This is a genomic window from Streptomyces sp. NBC_01012 (assembly GCF_045162755.1).
Lineage (GTDB): Bacteria > Actinomycetota > Actinomycetes > Streptomycetales > Streptomycetaceae > Streptomyces.
The window spans coordinates 4,174,035-4,190,299 of record NZ_CP108688.1; the positions used below are offsets into that span (position 1 = coordinate 4,174,035).

Genomic DNA, 16,265 nt, shown 5'->3' on the forward strand with positions numbered 1-16,265 from the left:
TGCGGAGGCGGATCCCGCCGGATGGGGCAGAGGCGGAGTATAGGGCGGGCATGGAGGCTGGGATCAGGTCATTCCAACCTTCAAGGAGTCATGCATGAAGCCCATGAGACGTGCCGTCATGCCAGTGGTCTCCGCAGTCGTGGCTGCCGCCGCGGTCACCGCGGTCGCACCCTCTGCCCAGGCCGATGCGCAGGCCTGCACCTACCGGCCGAGCCAGCTGCCGGTGCCGGGCGGCACCACCGCCGGCGCCGTAACGGCGGTGGCCGGCGGCGGTATCTCCGCCGGACAGATCGAGTTGCCCGGCTCCGGTGATTCGCAGACGCACGCGGCACTGTGGACAGGGGACACTGTCACCGACCTGGGAACCGTTCCGGGCGCCGACGTCGCGCTCGGCGTCAACGACGTGAACAGCGCGGGCGTCGCGGTCGGCTATGGATGGGAACTCACCGGGTCGTCGGACGGCTTCCCGATCGGCGAGAACCACCCGTTCCGCTCCCGCGACGGGAAGCTGGAGCAACTGCCGGTGCCCGCAGGGGCGTTCAACGTCGTGGCGAGGGCCGTCACGGCGAACGGGGACGTCTACGGCGACGGCTTCGGCGACGACATCAACCACCGGACGGTCTACTACTGGCCCGCCGACAAGCCGGGGACGGTGACCACGCCGGCCGGCTTCCCGGTGGGCAGTCGGGTCGAGGGTGTCGACACCGATGGCACGGTGGCAGTGACAGCGGTGTCCGACATCAAGGGGACCACGCGCGCGTACCTCTGGAAGGGCGGCGTGGCCACGGCGCTGGCGATGCCCGCGGGCGCAACGAACTCCACCATCTCGGCGATCTCCAACGGCACGGTGGTGGGCGACGGCCGGACCGCGGACTTCGACCGGTTCGCCGTTGTGTGGGGCAAGGACGGCCAGGCGACGAAGCTGCCCGACGCCTTCGGCACCAGCGATGTCAACAGCAGCGGCCTGATCCTCGGTACGTCGGCCGGGGCGCGGGCCACCACGCTGTGGCAGGGCACCAGCACGGTGGCCACCCTCAGCGATGACGCGAAGGTGTACACAGTCGGCGACGACGCCACGCTGGGTGGCTCCAACCTGACGTCGAGTGCGCCGACTTTGAGGTTGCCGACCCTGTGGCGCTGCTCCTGATGTCCTGAGCCGTATGGCGTGGGGAGGCGCGGCCAGGAGGAGGACAACCACTGCCCACAACCCATCCTTCTGCCGCAGCCTTCAGCCGCGGGTGGGGACACGTTGCCCAGCGTTCCGGTCCGCGTAGGAGAGCTGGTGCAGCTGACCCGTGCCGATGTGGCGGACCGACGTGACGAGGATGCCCGGCGGTGTGGCGTTCCTCAGCGTCGCGTACCGGCTGGGGGCACGGTGAAGGTGGCGGGGCCCGGTGTCAGTTTCGCCGCGTTGATCTGTGTGTAGGTGTCGATCCATGGCGCTCGGTCGCCGTCGGTGGCGGTGTCTTCGGCCGGGTCGTCCAGGGGCAGATGGAGACGGGCGTTACTGATCCGGATCTTTTGCTTGGAGGGGGTGTCGAGCCAGTCGCCGGTTCGTACCGAGCCGATTTCCACAGCGAGGCGGTGGCCGGTCCGCAGGGTCCAGTCGGTCGACTTCAGGCCGATGTCCAGCTGGTCCTGGTCCAGGCGGGAGACGCGCTCGTCGAACGCGACGGCGTTGCCGTCGGGGTTCACGTCGTACAGCTTGACCATCACGTTGCCCTCGCCCCTGGCCGTCAGGGTGATCCTGGGTGTGCCGCTGACCCGGGTGGCTGCCTCGAGAGGCCCGGACCAGACGAAGAAGCTTCCGGCATCACGACCGGTTTCCTCTTCCGGGGGTGTGGGCTGTGAGCCCGCTCCGCTGTCCAGGTACGAGCCGTTGCCGAGCCGGAGGTTCGCGGAGCGGTTCGCTGTGGGCCAGGACTTCTCGGCCCGCCAGTCGCCGAGGTTGTCCTGGACGGCGTAGTCCGGGTACGTGACCTTGGGGTCCATGCCCTTGAGGTGTTCGTCGAAGAAGGACATCGTCTCCTTGAACCAGGTCGCCCGGCCCATCGCGAACTTCCCGTCCTGCGTGCGGTCGTTGCCGCGCACGTGGTCCCAGGGGCCGATCCAGGCGCGCTGCGGGCCGCGGTGGTTGTCGAGGAACACGTCCATCCCCACCGGGAGGGTGTTGGTCTCGGCGGTGCCCTGGGTGAACAGGAGTGGCGTGTCGGTGCCCTTCGCCTTTTCGGCGGGACTGCGGTCCTTCCAGTACGGGTCTTCCGGGTCGCCGATGGTGGGGCCGAAGGAGTTGAGTGCCAGGCACTCGGGGTGCTTCGTCTCGTACGCGGCGTTGGTCCGGTAGTGCTCGTCCTCGTCCGGCAACTGGGCCAGGCCGGCCATGCGGTTGTAGCTGGTGGGCAGTTGCACGCTGTTCGGGCGGGGCACACCGTTGGAGTGCAGGTGCTGATACAGGTCCCAGATGGGCTCCTGGGCGACGACTGCTTTCAGCGCGTCGTCCTTCGCGTTGTTACCGAGAAGGCCGGTGTAGGCGTCGAAGGACTTGCCGTACATTCCCACCGCTCCGGTGGACCATGGCTGTTTCGAGCTCCAGTCGATCGCGGCCTTGACGTCGGCCTGGTCTCCGGGGCCGCCGAGGTCGAGGCATCCTGTGGAGCCGCCGAAGCCGCGGGTGTCCACCATGACGAAGGCGTACCCCTTGTCGAACAGGTCGGTTCCCTCCAGGAGGTCCTGGAAGCGCCCCGAGGGGCCGGCGTGCTCTTCCTCCACCTCCATCTCCCCGGAGTGGCCGAAGTACGCGCCGGCCGACATGACCACGGGCACCTTCGCGCCCTCGGGAAGGTTTTCCGGAAGCAGAACATCGGCGTGCAGCTCGGTCCCGGAGCCGTCCGAGGAGGGGAAGTAGTGCTGGGTCCATCGCGCCCCCTCCGGCACCCGTTCGTTCTCCTCGTGGGTCACCGAATGGGTGGCCGTGGCAACAGTCGTCTTCTCTGCGCGGTCGCCGTCGGTCGTCCGGTCCGGCGTGGCGACGGCTGCCCCCGTGAGGGTGCCAGTCACAGCGCAGGCCGTGATCAGTGCTGCGGCGGTTGCGGCTGATCGTTTCCTCATGAAGTGCTCCTGGCTTCTGATGCGGGCGGACGAGGGAGGGTGGCACTCGCACGCATTGGTCACCCCTGCATGGAATCAACCTCTGTCACTTAGTGACAGTGTCACTAAGTGACGCGCTTTGCAAGGCGGGCCCCTCGTTCCGCGGGTGCACTCGGGTCGCGGATCGAGGCCGTGGGCTGCTGGAGGTGCGCCGCTGGAGACTGGCGAAAATCGTCACTTAGTGCCAATCTGGCGCCGGGTGAAAATTATGGGATCGGGTGGTGAAGAGATGGCCGACGACGAGGCCACGACCAGGCGCGGCCGTGGCGGGATGAGTGAGCAGCGGCGCCGTCGTGTACGTCTGGAGATTTCGCGGGAGGCGGCACGTCTGTTCTGGGCGCAGGGCGTCGACGGCACGAGCGGCGACCAGATCGCGGAGGCGGTGGGCTTGTCGACCCGCACCATCTGGCGCCATTTCCGCAGCAAGGAGAGCTGTGCGGAGCCGATCATCGCGCAGAGCGTGGAGTGGGAACTGGCCACTTTGCGCAGTTGGCCGCTGCACCGCTCACTGGAGGAGCACTTTGCCACGGAGGCGAAGCGGTTGGTCAGCGAGATCGGCCCGCAGGAGCAGGCCGATGCCGGGCTGGGCGTGAAGATGATGCGACTGGCTGACACCGAGCCGGCCCTGCGGACGGCCTGGCTGATGGCCTGCGATCAGGTGGAACACGAACTGGCCGCGGTCATCGCGACCCGGCTCGGACTTGAGCACGATGATCTGCAGGTACGTCTGCACGCCGCGGCTGCTTCTGCCGCCCTGCGCGTGCTCAACGAGTACGTGGGAGCAGGGCTTCTGGACGGCACTGATCCCCGGGAGCTCGGTGACGAGAGTTTCGCCTTCATCGCCGATGCGGTCCGCACGGCCACCGGGGGTGCCGTGGGCGACCCGGTCCACGCCGACCAGTAGTACTTCACGCGGCTCCGGGGTGAGTTGGCGGAGTTCGTGGGTGATGCGTTCGGGTCGCAGCAGTTCGTGAATCAGTAGCCGTGGGATCCGTTGCCGGTGCGGCGGTGGATCGCCCGGCGGCGGATCGCCCGTCGGCTGTCGGTGAACTGCCAGGTCTCGGCCGGTGTCCCTGCCGCCGCCGATACCGCGTCGTGTCCGTTGGACCGGCAGTTGTATCTGCCCCGTGAGTGGACGGACGAGCCGGGCCGCCGGGCCGGCGTCCCCGTCTCGGCCTGACCGGGCCGAACGATGAGCTGCGCACCCCGCTCGCCGTGCAGCGTGCCTGTATCGCCGCACCGTCCTCCTGGGTCCGGTTCACACTCCGGGGGCGGAGTCGCGAGCCTGTTCATAGCCGAGTTCCAGCAGGGCGGTACTCAGCTTCGCCGCCGCTTCGGTCAGAGCCGACTGGTCCTTCTCCTGCTCGGCCTTGCTGAAATCGAAGTCGGTCATGTCCCATACCGGCGCGACATGTATATGCATATGCGGTACCTCGAAGCCCGCAACGACGAGGCCGGCGCGCGGGGCGTTCCAGGCCCGCTGCACTCCTTGCCCCACGGCCTGGGCCACCTCGAAGCAGCGCGCCAGGAGGGCCCCGTCGATGTCCGTCCACCGGTCGACCTCACGGCGCGGCACCACCAGGGTGTGGCCAGGCCGCAACGGGGCTATCGACAGGAAAGCGACGATTTCCGGGTCCTGCCAGACGAAATGTCCGGGCAGCTCTCCGGTGATGATGCGCGAGAACACAGTGGTCATACGGGCATTCTCCCCGGAGGCGTCAGGGCCCGGACAGCGGGTCGGGCGACGTCGGTCAGTGGTTCGGCACAACGGAACTGTGGTGGCGATTCCCGGGGTTACCGGTCTGTCGAACAAGCGCAACGCGGTCGGCCCCGTCCGCGGCGGACGTGGGTGGTCCACGGCTGCCGCGTACGGACACCCCGTCGAGTGACGCGCTGAGCCTGGATGTCATCCCGATGTGGTCCAGATCACGTCGATCCGAGTGGTGCAGTCAGGCGCGCGATGACAAGATGTCACTTAGTGACGCTCTAATGAATCGCTGACGCTTTGAATCGACCCGGAGGCGCGGATCACTATGCAGACCACGAGTTCCCCAGAGGTGGCGGCCGCCACGCAGGCGACAGATCGGCAGGCGAAGAAGAAGACGGTGCTCGAGCAGGCGGGTGGCACCAAGGGCGTCATCTACTCGGCGTTGCCCGCCCTGGTGTTCGTCGTCGCCAACAGCGTCGGTGGACTCAAGGTCGGTGTCCTGGCCGCCCTGCTGGTCGCCGGCGGCATCGCGGCGAACCGGCTGGTGCGTAGGGAGTCGATCCAGCCGGCGCTGGGTGGTGTGTTCGGCGTGGCCGTCGCCGCCGGCGTCTCCTGGTACACGGGATCCGCCAAGGACTTCTTCCTCATCGGCATCTGGGCGAGCCTGGTCGGCGCCGTCGCCTTCGTTCTCTCCGTGGCGGTGCGCTGGCCTCTGGCCGGGCTGATCTGGAACTCGACGACCGGTAAGGGTGTTGTCTGGCGGGCGGACAGGCGCTCGCGGCTCTACTACGACATCGCCACCCTGGTGCTGGCGGCCATCTTCGGTGCCCGGTTCGTCGTGCAGCAGTACCTCTACCAGGCCGACGAGGTCGGATCGCTGGGCTTCGCCAAGATCGCCATGGGCTACCCGCTCCTCGCCGTCGGGGCCCTGGCCGTCGCCTGGGCCGCCCGGGCTTCGGACAAGCGACTGAAGGCGGTAGGGCTGCTGCCCGCCAAGCGCACCTGACCGACGGCTTGAGCTCCTCGTCCGCCCCGGACGGGCCACCCACGGCCCGTCCGGGGCGCACGTATGCGCCCCGTCTGTGGCCGGACTCGATTCGGCCGTGCTGCTTTCTTGCGGCTGCCGCCCTTGCCGGCCCACCGGTTGCCCGCGAGGCGAACGCCCTGACCGAGCGAGGGGGCTCCCCGGGGCAGAGGTGTGCCATAGGTCACATGGAAGTGAGAACCTGACGGGAACTGCTCGCGTCTGGGGTGTGTGAAGACCTGGAAGAAGCGGCCCCCCGATCTGACCGAGGAACTACTCCTCCGCCGGATCGCCGACGGTGATCGCGACGCGTTCGACGTCCTGTACGGGCGTACGGCGCCCTGGCTGGCAGTGCGTCTGCAACGCCGGTGTGCTGACGAGCAGATCGTCGCCGAGGTCATGCAGGAGACCTATCTCGCTGTGTGGCGTGCCGCCGGCGCGTTCGGTGGCAGTGACATCGGGGGAAGCGCGGCGGGATGGCTGTGGACCATCGCGGCCCGTCGACTGGTCGATGCCTTCCGCCGACGTGCTCACCACGCCCAGCCCCCTGTGACAGCTGTCGAGCGCACCGTCGCCCCTGCCGCCGAGGACGAAGTGCTGGCGGCCGGCATCGGCGGGGAGCTCGGCGACGCGCTGCGGGCCTTGGCGCCCGAGCTGCGACACGTACTTGAGGCGATGGTGCTCGACGGCCTTTCGGTCCGTGAGACCTCCGTACTCCTCGGTCTTCCCGAAGGCACGGTCAAGACCCGGGCACGCCGGGCCCGTATCGCGATGAGGAGGGCACTGGCATGAGCGCGAAGCACCCCACCGACCACTTGATCGACGGCTACGTCCGGGGAGGCGCCGACCTGCCCGCCGATGAGCTGTGGGCCGTCGAAGCCCACCTGGAACAGTGCGCCCGTTGCAGGGGGCGGCTGGCCGTCGCCGCAGCCGACGTGCCCGAGGTCACCGATCTGCTGACCGCTGTCCGCAGCGGCCTGGAACCGGCTCTCGCACGGTCGGTGCCCGCCCCACCCCGGCGACGGCGCATCCCGCTCCGGGCGACGCCGGCGATGGGTCCCTGGCTGGCCATGGTCGTAGGGGTAAGTGTTGTCGCGGTGCTGTTGGACCGCGTGGCCGGCTGGACGGCGAATACACCCGCCGTACTGCTGGTGGCACCGGCTCTTCCGCTCGCCGGAGTCGCCGCGGCCTGGTCACGGAGTCTGGACCCCGCGTTCGAACTGACCTCGGTCACCCCGCAGGCCGGTCTTCCCCTGCTCCTGAAGCGTACGTTGACCGTCCTCGCCGTCCTCCTGCCCGTGCACCTGCTTGCGGGGTTCCTGACGGGCGTCGCTCTCGCGCAGTGGTTGCTGCCTTCCCTCACCCTCACCGCGAGCGCCGTAGCGCTCGGCGGTGTCATCGGTGTCGGTCGTGCCACCGCTGCCCTCGGAACGCTCTGGACCGCGGTGGTCCTCGCACCAGCCCTTGCGCTGGGACGCCCTTTCCTCCTCCAAGCCGGCCAACTGCCGTTCTGGGCCCTGGCGCTCGCCGTCGCCGTCGCCGTCGTCCTGATCCGCCGACACACCTACACCACGCCCGTAACCCTCCGATAACCCTGTCATGGAAGGCATTGATGACTCTCCCGACCGGCGCGCTCGACACCGCGCCACGCATGTACACGCATGAAATCCATGCCACCGGGCTCACCGTGGAAGTGGGCCGCGGCCATCGCGCCGTCGATGGGCTCGACCTCTCGCTGGGCACCGGTACCCACGGTCTGCTCGGGCCCAACGGCGCCGGCAAGACCACCCTGATCCGGACGCTCGCCACCGTCCTGCGGCCCACCGGGGGAGACCTCGAGCTCTTCGGCCACTCGGTCCGCGACCGCGGTCACCACCGCGAGCTGCGCCGCCGTATCGGCTATCTGCCCCAGGAGTTCGGCTACTACAAGCGGTTCACCGTCCGCGAGTTCGTGACCTACATGGCCTGGCTGAAGGACATGCCCGCCCGGGACATTCCCGGCGCCGTACAGCGCGCCGTGGAACGGGTCGGTCTGGCGGACCGGGCCGAGAGCCGGATGAAGGCGCTCTCCGGAGGAATGGTGCGCCGCGCCGGCATCGCCCAAGCCATTGTCAACGACCCCTCGGTGCTGCTGCTCGACGAACCGACCGTCGGCCTCGACCCGGCGCAGCGCCTCCAGTTCCGCTCCCTGCTCCAGGAACTGGGTCGGGAGAGCTGCGTGCTGGTCTCCACCCACCTCGTCGAGGACGTCGCCGCCGCCTGCTCCGACGTGGTGCTCTTCGCCCAGGGGCGCCTCGTGTTCCAGGGGACCTCCGAGGAACTGGCCGCCGAGGGAAGCGCCGACCAGCCGGGCGACAGTCCTCTGGAACGCGGCTACTCCGCCCTGCTGTCGGAATCCGGGCATGAAAAGAGCACGTGGTGAACCTCCGAGTCCTGCGCACGGAACTCCTGCGCTCCGCCGCCCTCTGGGCCGGTGTCATCATCCTGACCACCGCTCTTCTGCTCCTGTACGCCATCGACGGCGGCTGGTGGCACGGCTCCGTTCGGTGGAACACGCAATGGACCTCGCTGGCCCTGTGGACCCGGGGGCTGCTCGCCTACCTGTGGCCCGTGGCCGCCGGGCTCGGCGCCCTGTACGGGCTGCGTGACCACCGTTCCCGCATGCCGGAACTCCTGGCCTCCATGCCACGCCCCGCGTGGCAGCGCGCGGCCGTACCGGCGACCGCCATGGCACTCGGCCTGACGGTCGGCTTCGGAGCTCTGTTGGTGACCGGCGGCGTGCAGGTGGCGCTCGCACCCACCTCTTACACCCACTACGGCTGGCTACCGATCTCCGCTGTGGCGATACTCGCCCTGGTGGCTGCGGCAGTGCTCGGAATGGGCGTGGCGCGTACTCTGCCCTCGCCTCTGACCCCGCCGATCGTGGCAGTGCTGTTCCTCGTCGTCACTGTCATGCTCATGCAGGAGGGAGACAGCGCTCTGCCGACCGCCCGCCTGGGCTCGCACCTGCTGTCGCAGTTCTCCCCCGTGGTCGCTGAACCACGCCAGGCCCTCCTGACTCCGACCGGCGCTGTACACCTGGGACAGATGATCTGGCTGCTCGGGCTCCTGGCCACGGGCTTCGCTCTCCTGGCTGCCACGCGACGCCGGGGCCGGCTGATGGCCCTCCTGCCCGCGGCTGTCGGAGCCGCTCTCGCTCTGGTCGTACTGCCCGCCGTCCCGAAGGACAGCTACCGTATCGATCAGGCCGCGGCCGCCCGAGTCTGCGAAGGCCAGGTGTGTGTCACCGAACTGAGCCGTGACCGGCTGCCCGCCCTCGCCCCGGTCGCCACCCGCGCTCTCGGCGCCCTGAGCGCCGCCCTCGGCGACGACGCACCCGAGCGCGTGTGGGAAGAGACCACGCCCCGGGCCGTCGGCGATCTGCGCCGCCTCGACCCTTCCACTGTTCTCGTGAACTTCGAAGATCCGAATATGGGTGCGACGAAGGGCGATGCTCTGCTGCGCCGACTGATCGGTGAGGGTCTGGCGCCGAACTGTCAGGCCGTCAGCTCCCGCGAGTCGTCCGGTGACATGGCCATCACCACGCAGAGTGTGCTCGCCAGTTGGGCGCTGGGATCGTACAAGCCCATAGAGGGGGATGTGTACGACCGGAAGTCCTACCTCGCCACCGCCGAGAGGGCGTGGAAGGAGTTCACGGCCCTGAGTGCGCAACAGCAACGGAACCGTGTCATCGAAGTACGGCGGGCCGCGCTCCGCTGCGAGTTCACCCTGGCCGAAAACCTCGCCGGGGGGCCGCAGTGACAGGCGGACTCCTGCTGTACGCCCGAGCCCGGCAGGCACCCGCCGCATTGGGAGGCGTCCTCGCATCGGCAGTACTGCTCATGCTCGCCACGGCCGGCGGCACCACCGACCCTCGATGGACCGCTCTGGCCACAGTGGCAGCAGCAGCTGCCGCCGCACCCGGCCTCGGCGGCCAGGACGCCGACCTGGACCGGACTGCCGCGATCCGCTGGGCCCTCCTCAGGGCAGCACACGTGCTGCTGATCGCCTCCGTCGCCACCCTTTCTCTCCTGGCGGCACAGGCGGTCGGCACCGAACCCACGACAGCCGGCTTCCTGGTCCGGAACGCGGCCGGGCTGACCGGACTCGCGGCCCTGGGCGCGGTCCTGTTCGGTGCACAGCATGCTTGGCTGCCGGTCGTCGCGTGGTCGGCCGTCGCCCTCTTCATCCCGTCCGACCCGGACGGGCTTGTCGGCTGGCTCCTGGCCCCGCCCGACGCTGCGCCTGCCAACTGGACCGCCGCCGTACTGATGGCCGTCGGCATCACCACCTATGCGCTGGCAGGCCCTCGGAGATGACCTGCCGGCCCTCCCGCCCGGGTGGTACGCGGTCCGCCGCCTCACTGCCTGCCCGGTGTCCGGCCGACGGTCCACAGCGACGGTTGACACTGCTGTCACTTAGTGACACTGTCATTAAGTGACAGCAGGGGCGGGAGGTGGCGACTCCAGGCTGCGGACCCGCTCAGGTTCCTTGCCGACGCCGGGGTCCTGTCGTTGCTGTCCGGGGTGACCACAGGAAGGACCGATATGGCATTGCCGAAGATCATCAGCGTTGAGGAGCTCTTCGCGCCTCCCAGGCGTTCGAGGGCCTCCATCTCGCCGGACGGCACAAAGATTGCTTATCTGGCCCCTTGGAAGACCCGTCTGAACCTGTGGGTCGCGAGTGTCGAAGCGCCCGAGAAGGCACGGCGGGTCACCTCTGAGGACCGCAACCTGCTGAGCTACCACTGGACGGATGATCCGCGGTGGCTGCTCTACACCCGGGACCAGGGCGGCGACGAGAACATTCACCTGTACCGCGTCGATCTCGACGCCCCGGACGCAGCGGCCGTCGACCTGACCCCCTTTCCCGGCGCACGCATCGCAGATCTGAAGCTTCCCGCCGCCCGGCCGGGGAAGGCGGTGTTCTCCTCCAACAGCCGGAATCCCGCTGTGTTCGACCTCTTCGAGCTGGACATCGCCACCGGTGACCTGCGGATGCTCGCGGAGAACACGGGAGGCGCGGCCACCACTCTCTTTCATGGCGGCAGCGCCGGCCCCCTCACCAGCGAGGTCACCGAACATGGCGACCTACGACTCTCACGCTGGGACGAATCCACGCAGACCTCGTGCCACCTCGCGCAGTTCGAGGGTGCGGACCATCCGCTGGGCATCTACCCGCTGGAGGTGACCGCCGACGGCGGCGGCGTGCTCCACGGCTCGTACCGGGGCTCGGACAGGCTCCGCCTGGTCCGGCTGGACACGGCGACCGGCGAGGAGACCGAGGTCGACTCCCACCCGGACCATGACCTGGACACTCGGGCCCGCGTGTTTCCCGCACTGCCCTCCCCGCTCATCTTCGGTCGGCGTACCGGTGAACTCATCGGGGTTCGTTATCTGGGGGAACGGCTGGTGATCAAGGCGCTGGACCCGCACTTCGCCGAGGTCCTGGAATGCCTGGAGAAACTGTCCGACGGCGACCTGGCCGACATCTCGTCCGACGAGGCCGGGCAGCGGTGGGTCGTCAGCTTCACCCACGACCGTGATCCCGGGGCCGCGTACTTCTACGACCATTCCTCAGGTGAGAGCCGGCTCCTGTTCCGGCCCCGTGGCCATCTGGATCCCGAGCAGCTGGCGCCGATGACACCGGTGACGATCACCTCTCGGGACGGTCTTGCGCTTCCCTCGCACCTGACGCTGCCGCTCGGGACGGAGCCGCACCGACTGCCGCTGGCTCTGCTCGTGCACGGCGGCCCCTGGGACCGGGACAGCTGGGGATTCAACCCTCTGGTCCAGCTGTTGGCCAATCGGGGCTACGCGGTTCTGCAGGTGAACTTCCGCAGCTCCACGGGGTACGGCAAATCGTTCATGAAGGCCGGCATCGGGGAACTGGCCGGGAAAATGCACGACGACCTGATCGACGGGGTCGACTGGGCCGTCGAACAGGGATACGCGGACCCGGACCGGGTGGCCATCCTGGGTGGCTCCTACGGAGGTTACGCGGCACTGGTCGGGGTCACCTTCACCCCCGATGTCTTCGCCGCCGCGGTGGACATCTTCGGAGTCTCCGACCTCGCGAACTTCCTGCGCAATCAGCCGGAGTTCCTCCGGCCGGCCCTTGCCGCCAACTGGTTCCGCTGGGTCGGCGACCCCGCGGATCCGCACCAGGAAGCCGACATGCTGGCCCGCTCACCGATCAGCCGGGTGGACCGGATCCGCACACCGCTGCTCATCGCCCAGGGCGCCAACGACGCGAGGGTGAGGCAGGCGGAATCCGACAACATGGCCCAGGCTCTCCAGGCGCGTGGGGCCTCCGTCGAGTACATCCTCATGGCGGACGAGGGGCACTCCATCGAGAACTCGGAGAACCTGATCACCGTGTATCGCGCAGTAGAGCGGTTCTTGGGCGAACACCTCGGACCCGGCCGGGACGACGCATAGACCATCGCCCCCACTCCCGGTGCTCCACCGACCCGCCTCACGGGCGCCCGCGTGCGGAGTCGGGGCAGCGGATCAGGAATGCAGCGGATCAGGAACGGGAAGCAGGAGCTCCGACGGCGGCGGCCAGCGTGCGGACCGCGCGGTCGACGTTGGCCTCCATGGTCCCTGCGGAGGACTGTTCGGAGTCGTGGACGAAGGCGGTGGCTCCGCGGTGGCTGCCGACGTAGTCGATGAGGCCGTGCGTGAGTTGTGTGCGCAGCGCCGCTTCGTAGCCGTGCCGCTCGTACGCGCCGGCGTCGGCACCCGCTACCGGTAGCAGGTGCGTCGTGAGGCGCTGGAGCTTGGGCAGCACTCCTCCTGCGGCGGAGTACTCGAAGGCCCAGCCGTTCACGAAGACCCGGTCGATCCACCCCTTCAGGAGGGCCGGTACCGACCACCAGTACACAGGGAAGACCAGAACGAGGTCGGTCGCCCGGTCCAGGCGCTGCTGCTCCCGGACCACATCGGGTGGGTGGCCGCCGCCCTCGCGGTAGGCGCGACGGTCCGCCGGGGTGAAGCGGGGGTCGAAGCCCTCCTGGTGCAGGTCCGCGATCTCGACCGCCCCGGGGCGCAGGGCCGTGCTGAGACGTTCCGCGACGTGGTGGGTGAGGGAGCCGGGGTCGGGGTGCGCGGTGACCACGAGAGAAGTGTGTGCGTTCATGCCTCCACACAACACCAGCAGCTCGGACCATCCCATGGGTGAAGAGCTGCATCACCTTTGCGATCGTCTAATCTGGGCGCGTGGACATCACCAGTGAGCTGTTCCGAGGCGTGCGAGCCCACGGCTCCCTGTTCGGCAGCTCCACGCTGTCCCCGCCCTGGTCCCTGCACTTCGTGGACGGGCCCCCACTGACGTTGTGCACCGTTCTCACAGGCGCCGGCTGGATCGTTCCGGACGGCCATCCGCCCGAACGGCTCGGCACCCACGACACGATCGTGGTGCGCGGCCCCGCGACCTTCACCTTCGTCGATGACCCGGCAACCACCGTCGAGCCCCTCGTCTGCAGCGCGGAGTGCGCCACCCCCGAGCAGGGTGGCACCCGCCATCGGCTCGGCTGGCACGAACCCGGCGAGGACGGGGCGGGGGACGGCACAACGACCCTGGTCATCGGCGCCTACCCGGTAAGCGGAGAGATCGGCCGCCGGCTGCTGGACAGCCTGCCCGTCGTGCTGCGCGTACCCGCCGGCGGCGACGGCGACCCGGTGCTGGATCACCTCGCCGCCGAGGTCGCCCGCGACGAACCGGGCCAGCAGGTGGTGCTCGACCGGCTCCTGGACTGGATGCTGGTGTGCACGCTGCGCACCTGGCTCGACGAGCCCGGTCGTCGTCCCCCGGCCTGGTGGTCCGCGCAGAGGGACCCGGTGGCCGGCAAGGCCCTGCGCCTGCTGCACGCCGAACCGGCCGCGCCCTGGACGGTGGCCGCGCTGGCCCGGCGTGCCGGGGTGTCCCGCTCGACACTGGCCAAGCGGTTCACCGAGCTGCTCGGCGAACCGCCGCTGACCTACCTCACCCGCTGGCGCATGACGCTCGCGGCGGACCTTCTGGCCGAGCAGCCCTCCGCCACGGTCTCGTCTGTCGCCTGCGCGGTCGGCTACACCGACCCGTTCGCGTTCAGCGTGGCCTTCAAAAGGATCCGCGGCATCACACCCAGCACCTACCGCCGGACCACCGAAGCACGCTGACGCACGCACGCGATCACGTCGCTCGGCGTCCCTGCCGGGATGCTCCTGGGCCGGTCTGTGTGCGGATCCGGGACGGTGCCTCGGGGGCCGGTTCCAGTGGCTGTCTGATCTCCTCGTCCAGGGCCGTCACAGCGCTCTGCAGCACCTCGGGGCCGACGATGTTGATCAGGAGGAGACCGAGAGCGTACGACTTCTGGGTGTCCGTCATGTCGCTGGCGTTCAGCGCTTCGACGGCCACCGCGAGGTCGCGTTGTTCCTGTTCGGCGAGGTTCTGCAGAAGGGCGAGGCAGAAGGTGGGCAGGGCGGTGTTCGCGCTGGCGAAGTGCACTCCCCGCATGATGCGGGTGACCTGCTGGGAGCGGTCCTTGGCGCGCATCCTGTCCACCCCCCGGTCGGCCACGCCCAGGAGCGTGACGAGGATGAGGTTGGGGCCGACGCCGACTTCCTGGTCGCCGATGCGGACCGTGAACAACGAGCTGCGGAACAGGGCCAGGGAGGCCAGACCGGCCATGAGTACCTGGATCGCTGCCGTCTGGTCGGCGGATGTGGTTCCGAACCTCCAGCCGAAGACCTGTACGACCCACAGAACGGCGCCGCTCGCCGCCGCGTTGAGCAGAACGTAGACCCAAGCGCTTGCGACGCCCAGCAGGGCCGACGGGCGGTCGCGGTAACGCGACGCCAGCTCCGCGGCTCCCACCAGTGCCCCCAGCAAGCCTGCCGCGACGAATGCCAGCACTCGGTGCCTCCCTCATCTGTCGCATGCCTGAGCATCCTGACGTACGCACAGGTCCGCACGGTGTTCTCCCGCGACTACGGTGCCGCAAGCAATGCCCTGCCCCGTGCGGTGAGTTCCAGCTCCTCGTCGATGCCGTCCTGGTGGATCTCGATCAGCCCCAGGCGGTTCAGCATCGTGACCAGGTCGGCGATTCGGCGTGTCGTGAGACCCAGGGTGAGGCGTAGCTCGTCGACCGGTGTGCGCTCCCTGTCCAGCAGGGCTTCGAGTGCCGTCCTCGCGATGGGCGGCAAGGGCTCGGTGGAGTCTCCTCGGCTCATCGCCTGGTGTGCGGACTGCCGGTTGGTGGCGTTGAGGAAGGCACTGAACGGATCCGCCGAGCGTTCCCTGGACATCCTGGTCCTCCCTGAGCTGCCACGAGTGGTCCTCGATGTCCCACTTCCGGTGTGGGTTTGTGGGCAAAGCGGGTCCGGCGCGGGTGGAGGCTCCTACTATACGAGGCGGCGCGCACCACGGAGTTGGTCTCGACCGGCGCGAAACGGGGAGCACCCATGGACCTGACACACCAGCCGCCCGTTCTCGACCGGTGGGCGGTCGGTGAGCCGCTGGGGCGTGGCGGGATGGGGACCGTGTACCTCGCAACCGACCGGGCCAGTGGCGAGCGGTGCGCCGTAAAGTTCATCCACTTCCTCGACGACGCACCGTCGGCGTCACCGGGCGAGGAGACGCATGTCCTGCGTGAACTCCGCACGGCAGCGGTCCTCGAACACGAGCATGTGGTGCGCACCCTGGCCTCCGGATACGCCGACGGGCAGTACTTCCTCGTCATGGAGCCATGCGAGGCAGGCAACCTGCACCAACTCGTGGAGCGCCAGGGGCCGCTGGCCCCCGAGGTGGCCGTTCCCCTGTTTCTCGATGTGCTCGACGGCCTGCACTACGCGCACACGGCACCGCTGGGCGCGTGGGACGACCAGGGGCGGCAGATCCAGGTCAACGGTGTGGTCCACCGCGACATCAAGCCGCGGAATCTCCTGCTGACCGGGGAAAACGCGGTCCCGCAGGTCAAGATCGCCGATTTCGGCCTGGCCAAGTCGTACGAGCTGGCCGGGGCGAGCGGCGTGACCCACACCGGCGCGACCGGCGGCACACCCACGTTCACCCCTCGGCAGCAGGTGGCCAACTTCAAGTACGCCAGGCCCGACGTGGACGTGTGGGCGGCCGCGGCGTCACTGTATTTCGCGCTGAGCGGCCACGCCCCCCGCGACTTCGCACCGGACAGGGACCCATGGCTGACCGTGTGGAACACCGCACCGGTGCCACTCGCCGAGCGGGTGAGGGGAATACCGCCGCGCCTGGCCCGCGTCGTGGACAACGCTCTCGTCGACGACCCGCGCATCCATTTCCCCACGGCCGCTGCCTTCAAGACGGCGCTGGAGGCGGTGTAGACCAGGC

The 16,265-nt window shown here is 69.0% G+C and carries 17 protein-coding genes; 12 read left to right on the forward strand and 5 right to left on the reverse strand.

Going from position 1 to position 16,265, the window contains the following annotated elements; translation table 11 throughout:
* Positions 1–94 precede the first annotated feature (94 nt).
* The gene (locus tag OG623_RS18860; protein ID WP_406147882.1) at positions 95–1,147 is read left to right on the forward strand and encodes a hypothetical protein; all 1,053 of its coding nucleotides are present in this window, start codon (positions 95–97) and stop codon (positions 1,145–1,147) included.
* A gap of 200 nt (positions 1,148–1,347) precedes the next feature.
* On the opposite strand, the gene OG623_RS18865 is transcribed toward OG623_RS18860, so the two are convergent.
* Complete coding sequence (locus OG623_RS18865; RefSeq protein ID WP_406147883.1) at positions 1,348–3,108, reverse strand: CocE/NonD family hydrolase; 1,761 nt, start codon at positions 3,106–3,108, stop codon at positions 1,348–1,350.
* A gap of 268 nt (positions 3,109–3,376) precedes the next feature.
* On the opposite strand from OG623_RS18865, the gene OG623_RS18870 reads away from it, so the two are divergent.
* Both OG623_RS18870 and OG623_RS18875 read left to right on the forward strand, forming a co-directional pair.
* Positions 3,377–4,051, forward strand: coding sequence for a TetR/AcrR family transcriptional regulator (locus OG623_RS18870; protein ID WP_406147884.1), 675 nt, complete (start codon positions 3,377–3,379; stop codon positions 4,049–4,051).
* A 141-nt stretch (positions 4,052–4,192) separates the two neighbouring features.
* The gene (locus OG623_RS18875) at positions 4,193–4,327 is read left to right on the forward strand and encodes a transposase (protein WP_406151901.1); all 135 of its coding nucleotides are present in this window, start codon (positions 4,193–4,195) and stop codon (positions 4,325–4,327) included.
* Positions 4,328–4,405: 78 nt separating this feature from the next.
* On the opposite strand, the gene OG623_RS18880 is transcribed toward OG623_RS18875, so the two are convergent.
* Positions 4,406–4,843, reverse strand: a complete 438-nt coding sequence (locus OG623_RS18880; protein WP_406147885.1) for an HIT family protein — start codon at positions 4,841–4,843, stop codon at positions 4,406–4,408.
* Between the two features lie 337 nt (positions 4,844–5,180).
* Between OG623_RS18880 and OG623_RS18885 the strand changes: the two genes are divergently transcribed.
* The 7 genes from OG623_RS18885 (at position 5,181) to OG623_RS18915 (ending at position 12,358) form a co-directional block, all read left to right on the forward strand.
* Positions 5,181–5,861, forward strand: a complete 681-nt coding sequence (locus tag OG623_RS18885; protein ID WP_406147886.1) for a DUF3159 domain-containing protein — start codon at positions 5,181–5,183, stop codon at positions 5,859–5,861.
* A gap of 249 nt (positions 5,862–6,110) precedes the next feature.
* Positions 6,111–6,671, forward strand: a complete 561-nt coding sequence (locus tag OG623_RS18890) for an RNA polymerase sigma factor (protein ID WP_406147887.1) — start codon at positions 6,111–6,113, stop codon at positions 6,669–6,671.
* Positions 6,668–7,471 carry a zf-HC2 domain-containing protein gene (locus tag OG623_RS18895; protein ID WP_406147889.1) on the forward strand — a complete coding sequence of 268 codons (804 nt, stop codon included), beginning with the start codon at positions 6,668–6,670 and terminating at the stop codon, positions 7,469–7,471. Before OG623_RS18890 ends, OG623_RS18895 begins: the two co-directional genes overlap by 4 nt.
* Positions 7,472–7,491: 20 nt before the next feature.
* On the forward strand, positions 7,492–8,301 hold the full coding sequence (locus OG623_RS18900; RefSeq protein ID WP_406147890.1) for an ABC transporter ATP-binding protein: 810 nt from the start codon (positions 7,492–7,494) through the stop codon (positions 8,299–8,301).
* Positions 8,298–9,680 (forward strand): hypothetical protein, encoded by a 1,383-nt coding sequence (locus OG623_RS18905; protein ID WP_406147891.1) that lies wholly within the window; start codon positions 8,298–8,300, stop codon positions 9,678–9,680. The genes OG623_RS18900 and OG623_RS18905 overlap by 4 nt, the downstream gene beginning before the upstream one ends.
* Positions 9,677–10,237, forward strand: coding sequence for a hypothetical protein (locus OG623_RS18910; RefSeq protein ID WP_406147893.1), 561 nt, complete (start codon positions 9,677–9,679; stop codon positions 10,235–10,237). Before OG623_RS18905 ends, OG623_RS18910 begins: the two co-directional genes overlap by 4 nt.
* A 228-nt stretch (positions 10,238–10,465) precedes the next feature.
* Positions 10,466–12,358: a S9 family peptidase gene (locus OG623_RS18915; RefSeq protein WP_406147894.1), complete on the forward strand. Its 1,893-nt coding sequence runs from the start codon at positions 10,466–10,468 to the stop codon at positions 12,356–12,358.
* A gap of 88 nt (positions 12,359–12,446) precedes the next feature.
* Here the strand turns inward: OG623_RS18915 and OG623_RS18920 are convergent, their stop codons facing one another.
* A complete protein-coding gene (locus OG623_RS18920; RefSeq protein ID WP_406147895.1) occupies positions 12,447–13,058 on the reverse strand; it encodes an NAD(P)H-dependent oxidoreductase in 612 nt (203 codons plus the stop codon).
* 80 nt (positions 13,059–13,138) lie between these two features.
* On the opposite strand from OG623_RS18920, the gene OG623_RS18925 reads away from it, so the two are divergent.
* Complete coding sequence (locus tag OG623_RS18925) at positions 13,139–14,080, forward strand: cupin domain-containing protein (RefSeq protein WP_406147897.1); 942 nt, start codon at positions 13,139–13,141, stop codon at positions 14,078–14,080.
* Positions 14,081–14,093: 13 nt separating this feature from the next.
* On the opposite strand, the gene OG623_RS18930 is transcribed toward OG623_RS18925, so the two are convergent.
* A complete protein-coding gene (locus OG623_RS18930) occupies positions 14,094–14,816 on the reverse strand; it encodes a hypothetical protein (RefSeq protein ID WP_406147899.1) in 723 nt (240 codons plus the stop codon).
* A gap of 74 nt (positions 14,817–14,890) precedes the next feature.
* Entirely contained in the window at positions 14,891–15,208 is a 318-nt protein-coding gene (locus tag OG623_RS18935) for a hypothetical protein (RefSeq protein WP_406147900.1), read from the reverse strand.
* 156 nt (positions 15,209–15,364) lie between these two features.
* Here OG623_RS18935 and OG623_RS18940 point away from each other — a divergent pair, with 156 nt between their 5' ends.
* Complete coding sequence (locus OG623_RS18940) at positions 15,365–16,258, forward strand: serine/threonine-protein kinase (RefSeq protein ID WP_406147901.1); 894 nt, start codon at positions 15,365–15,367, stop codon at positions 16,256–16,258.
* The last annotated feature ends 7 nt before the right edge of the window (positions 16,259–16,265 follow it).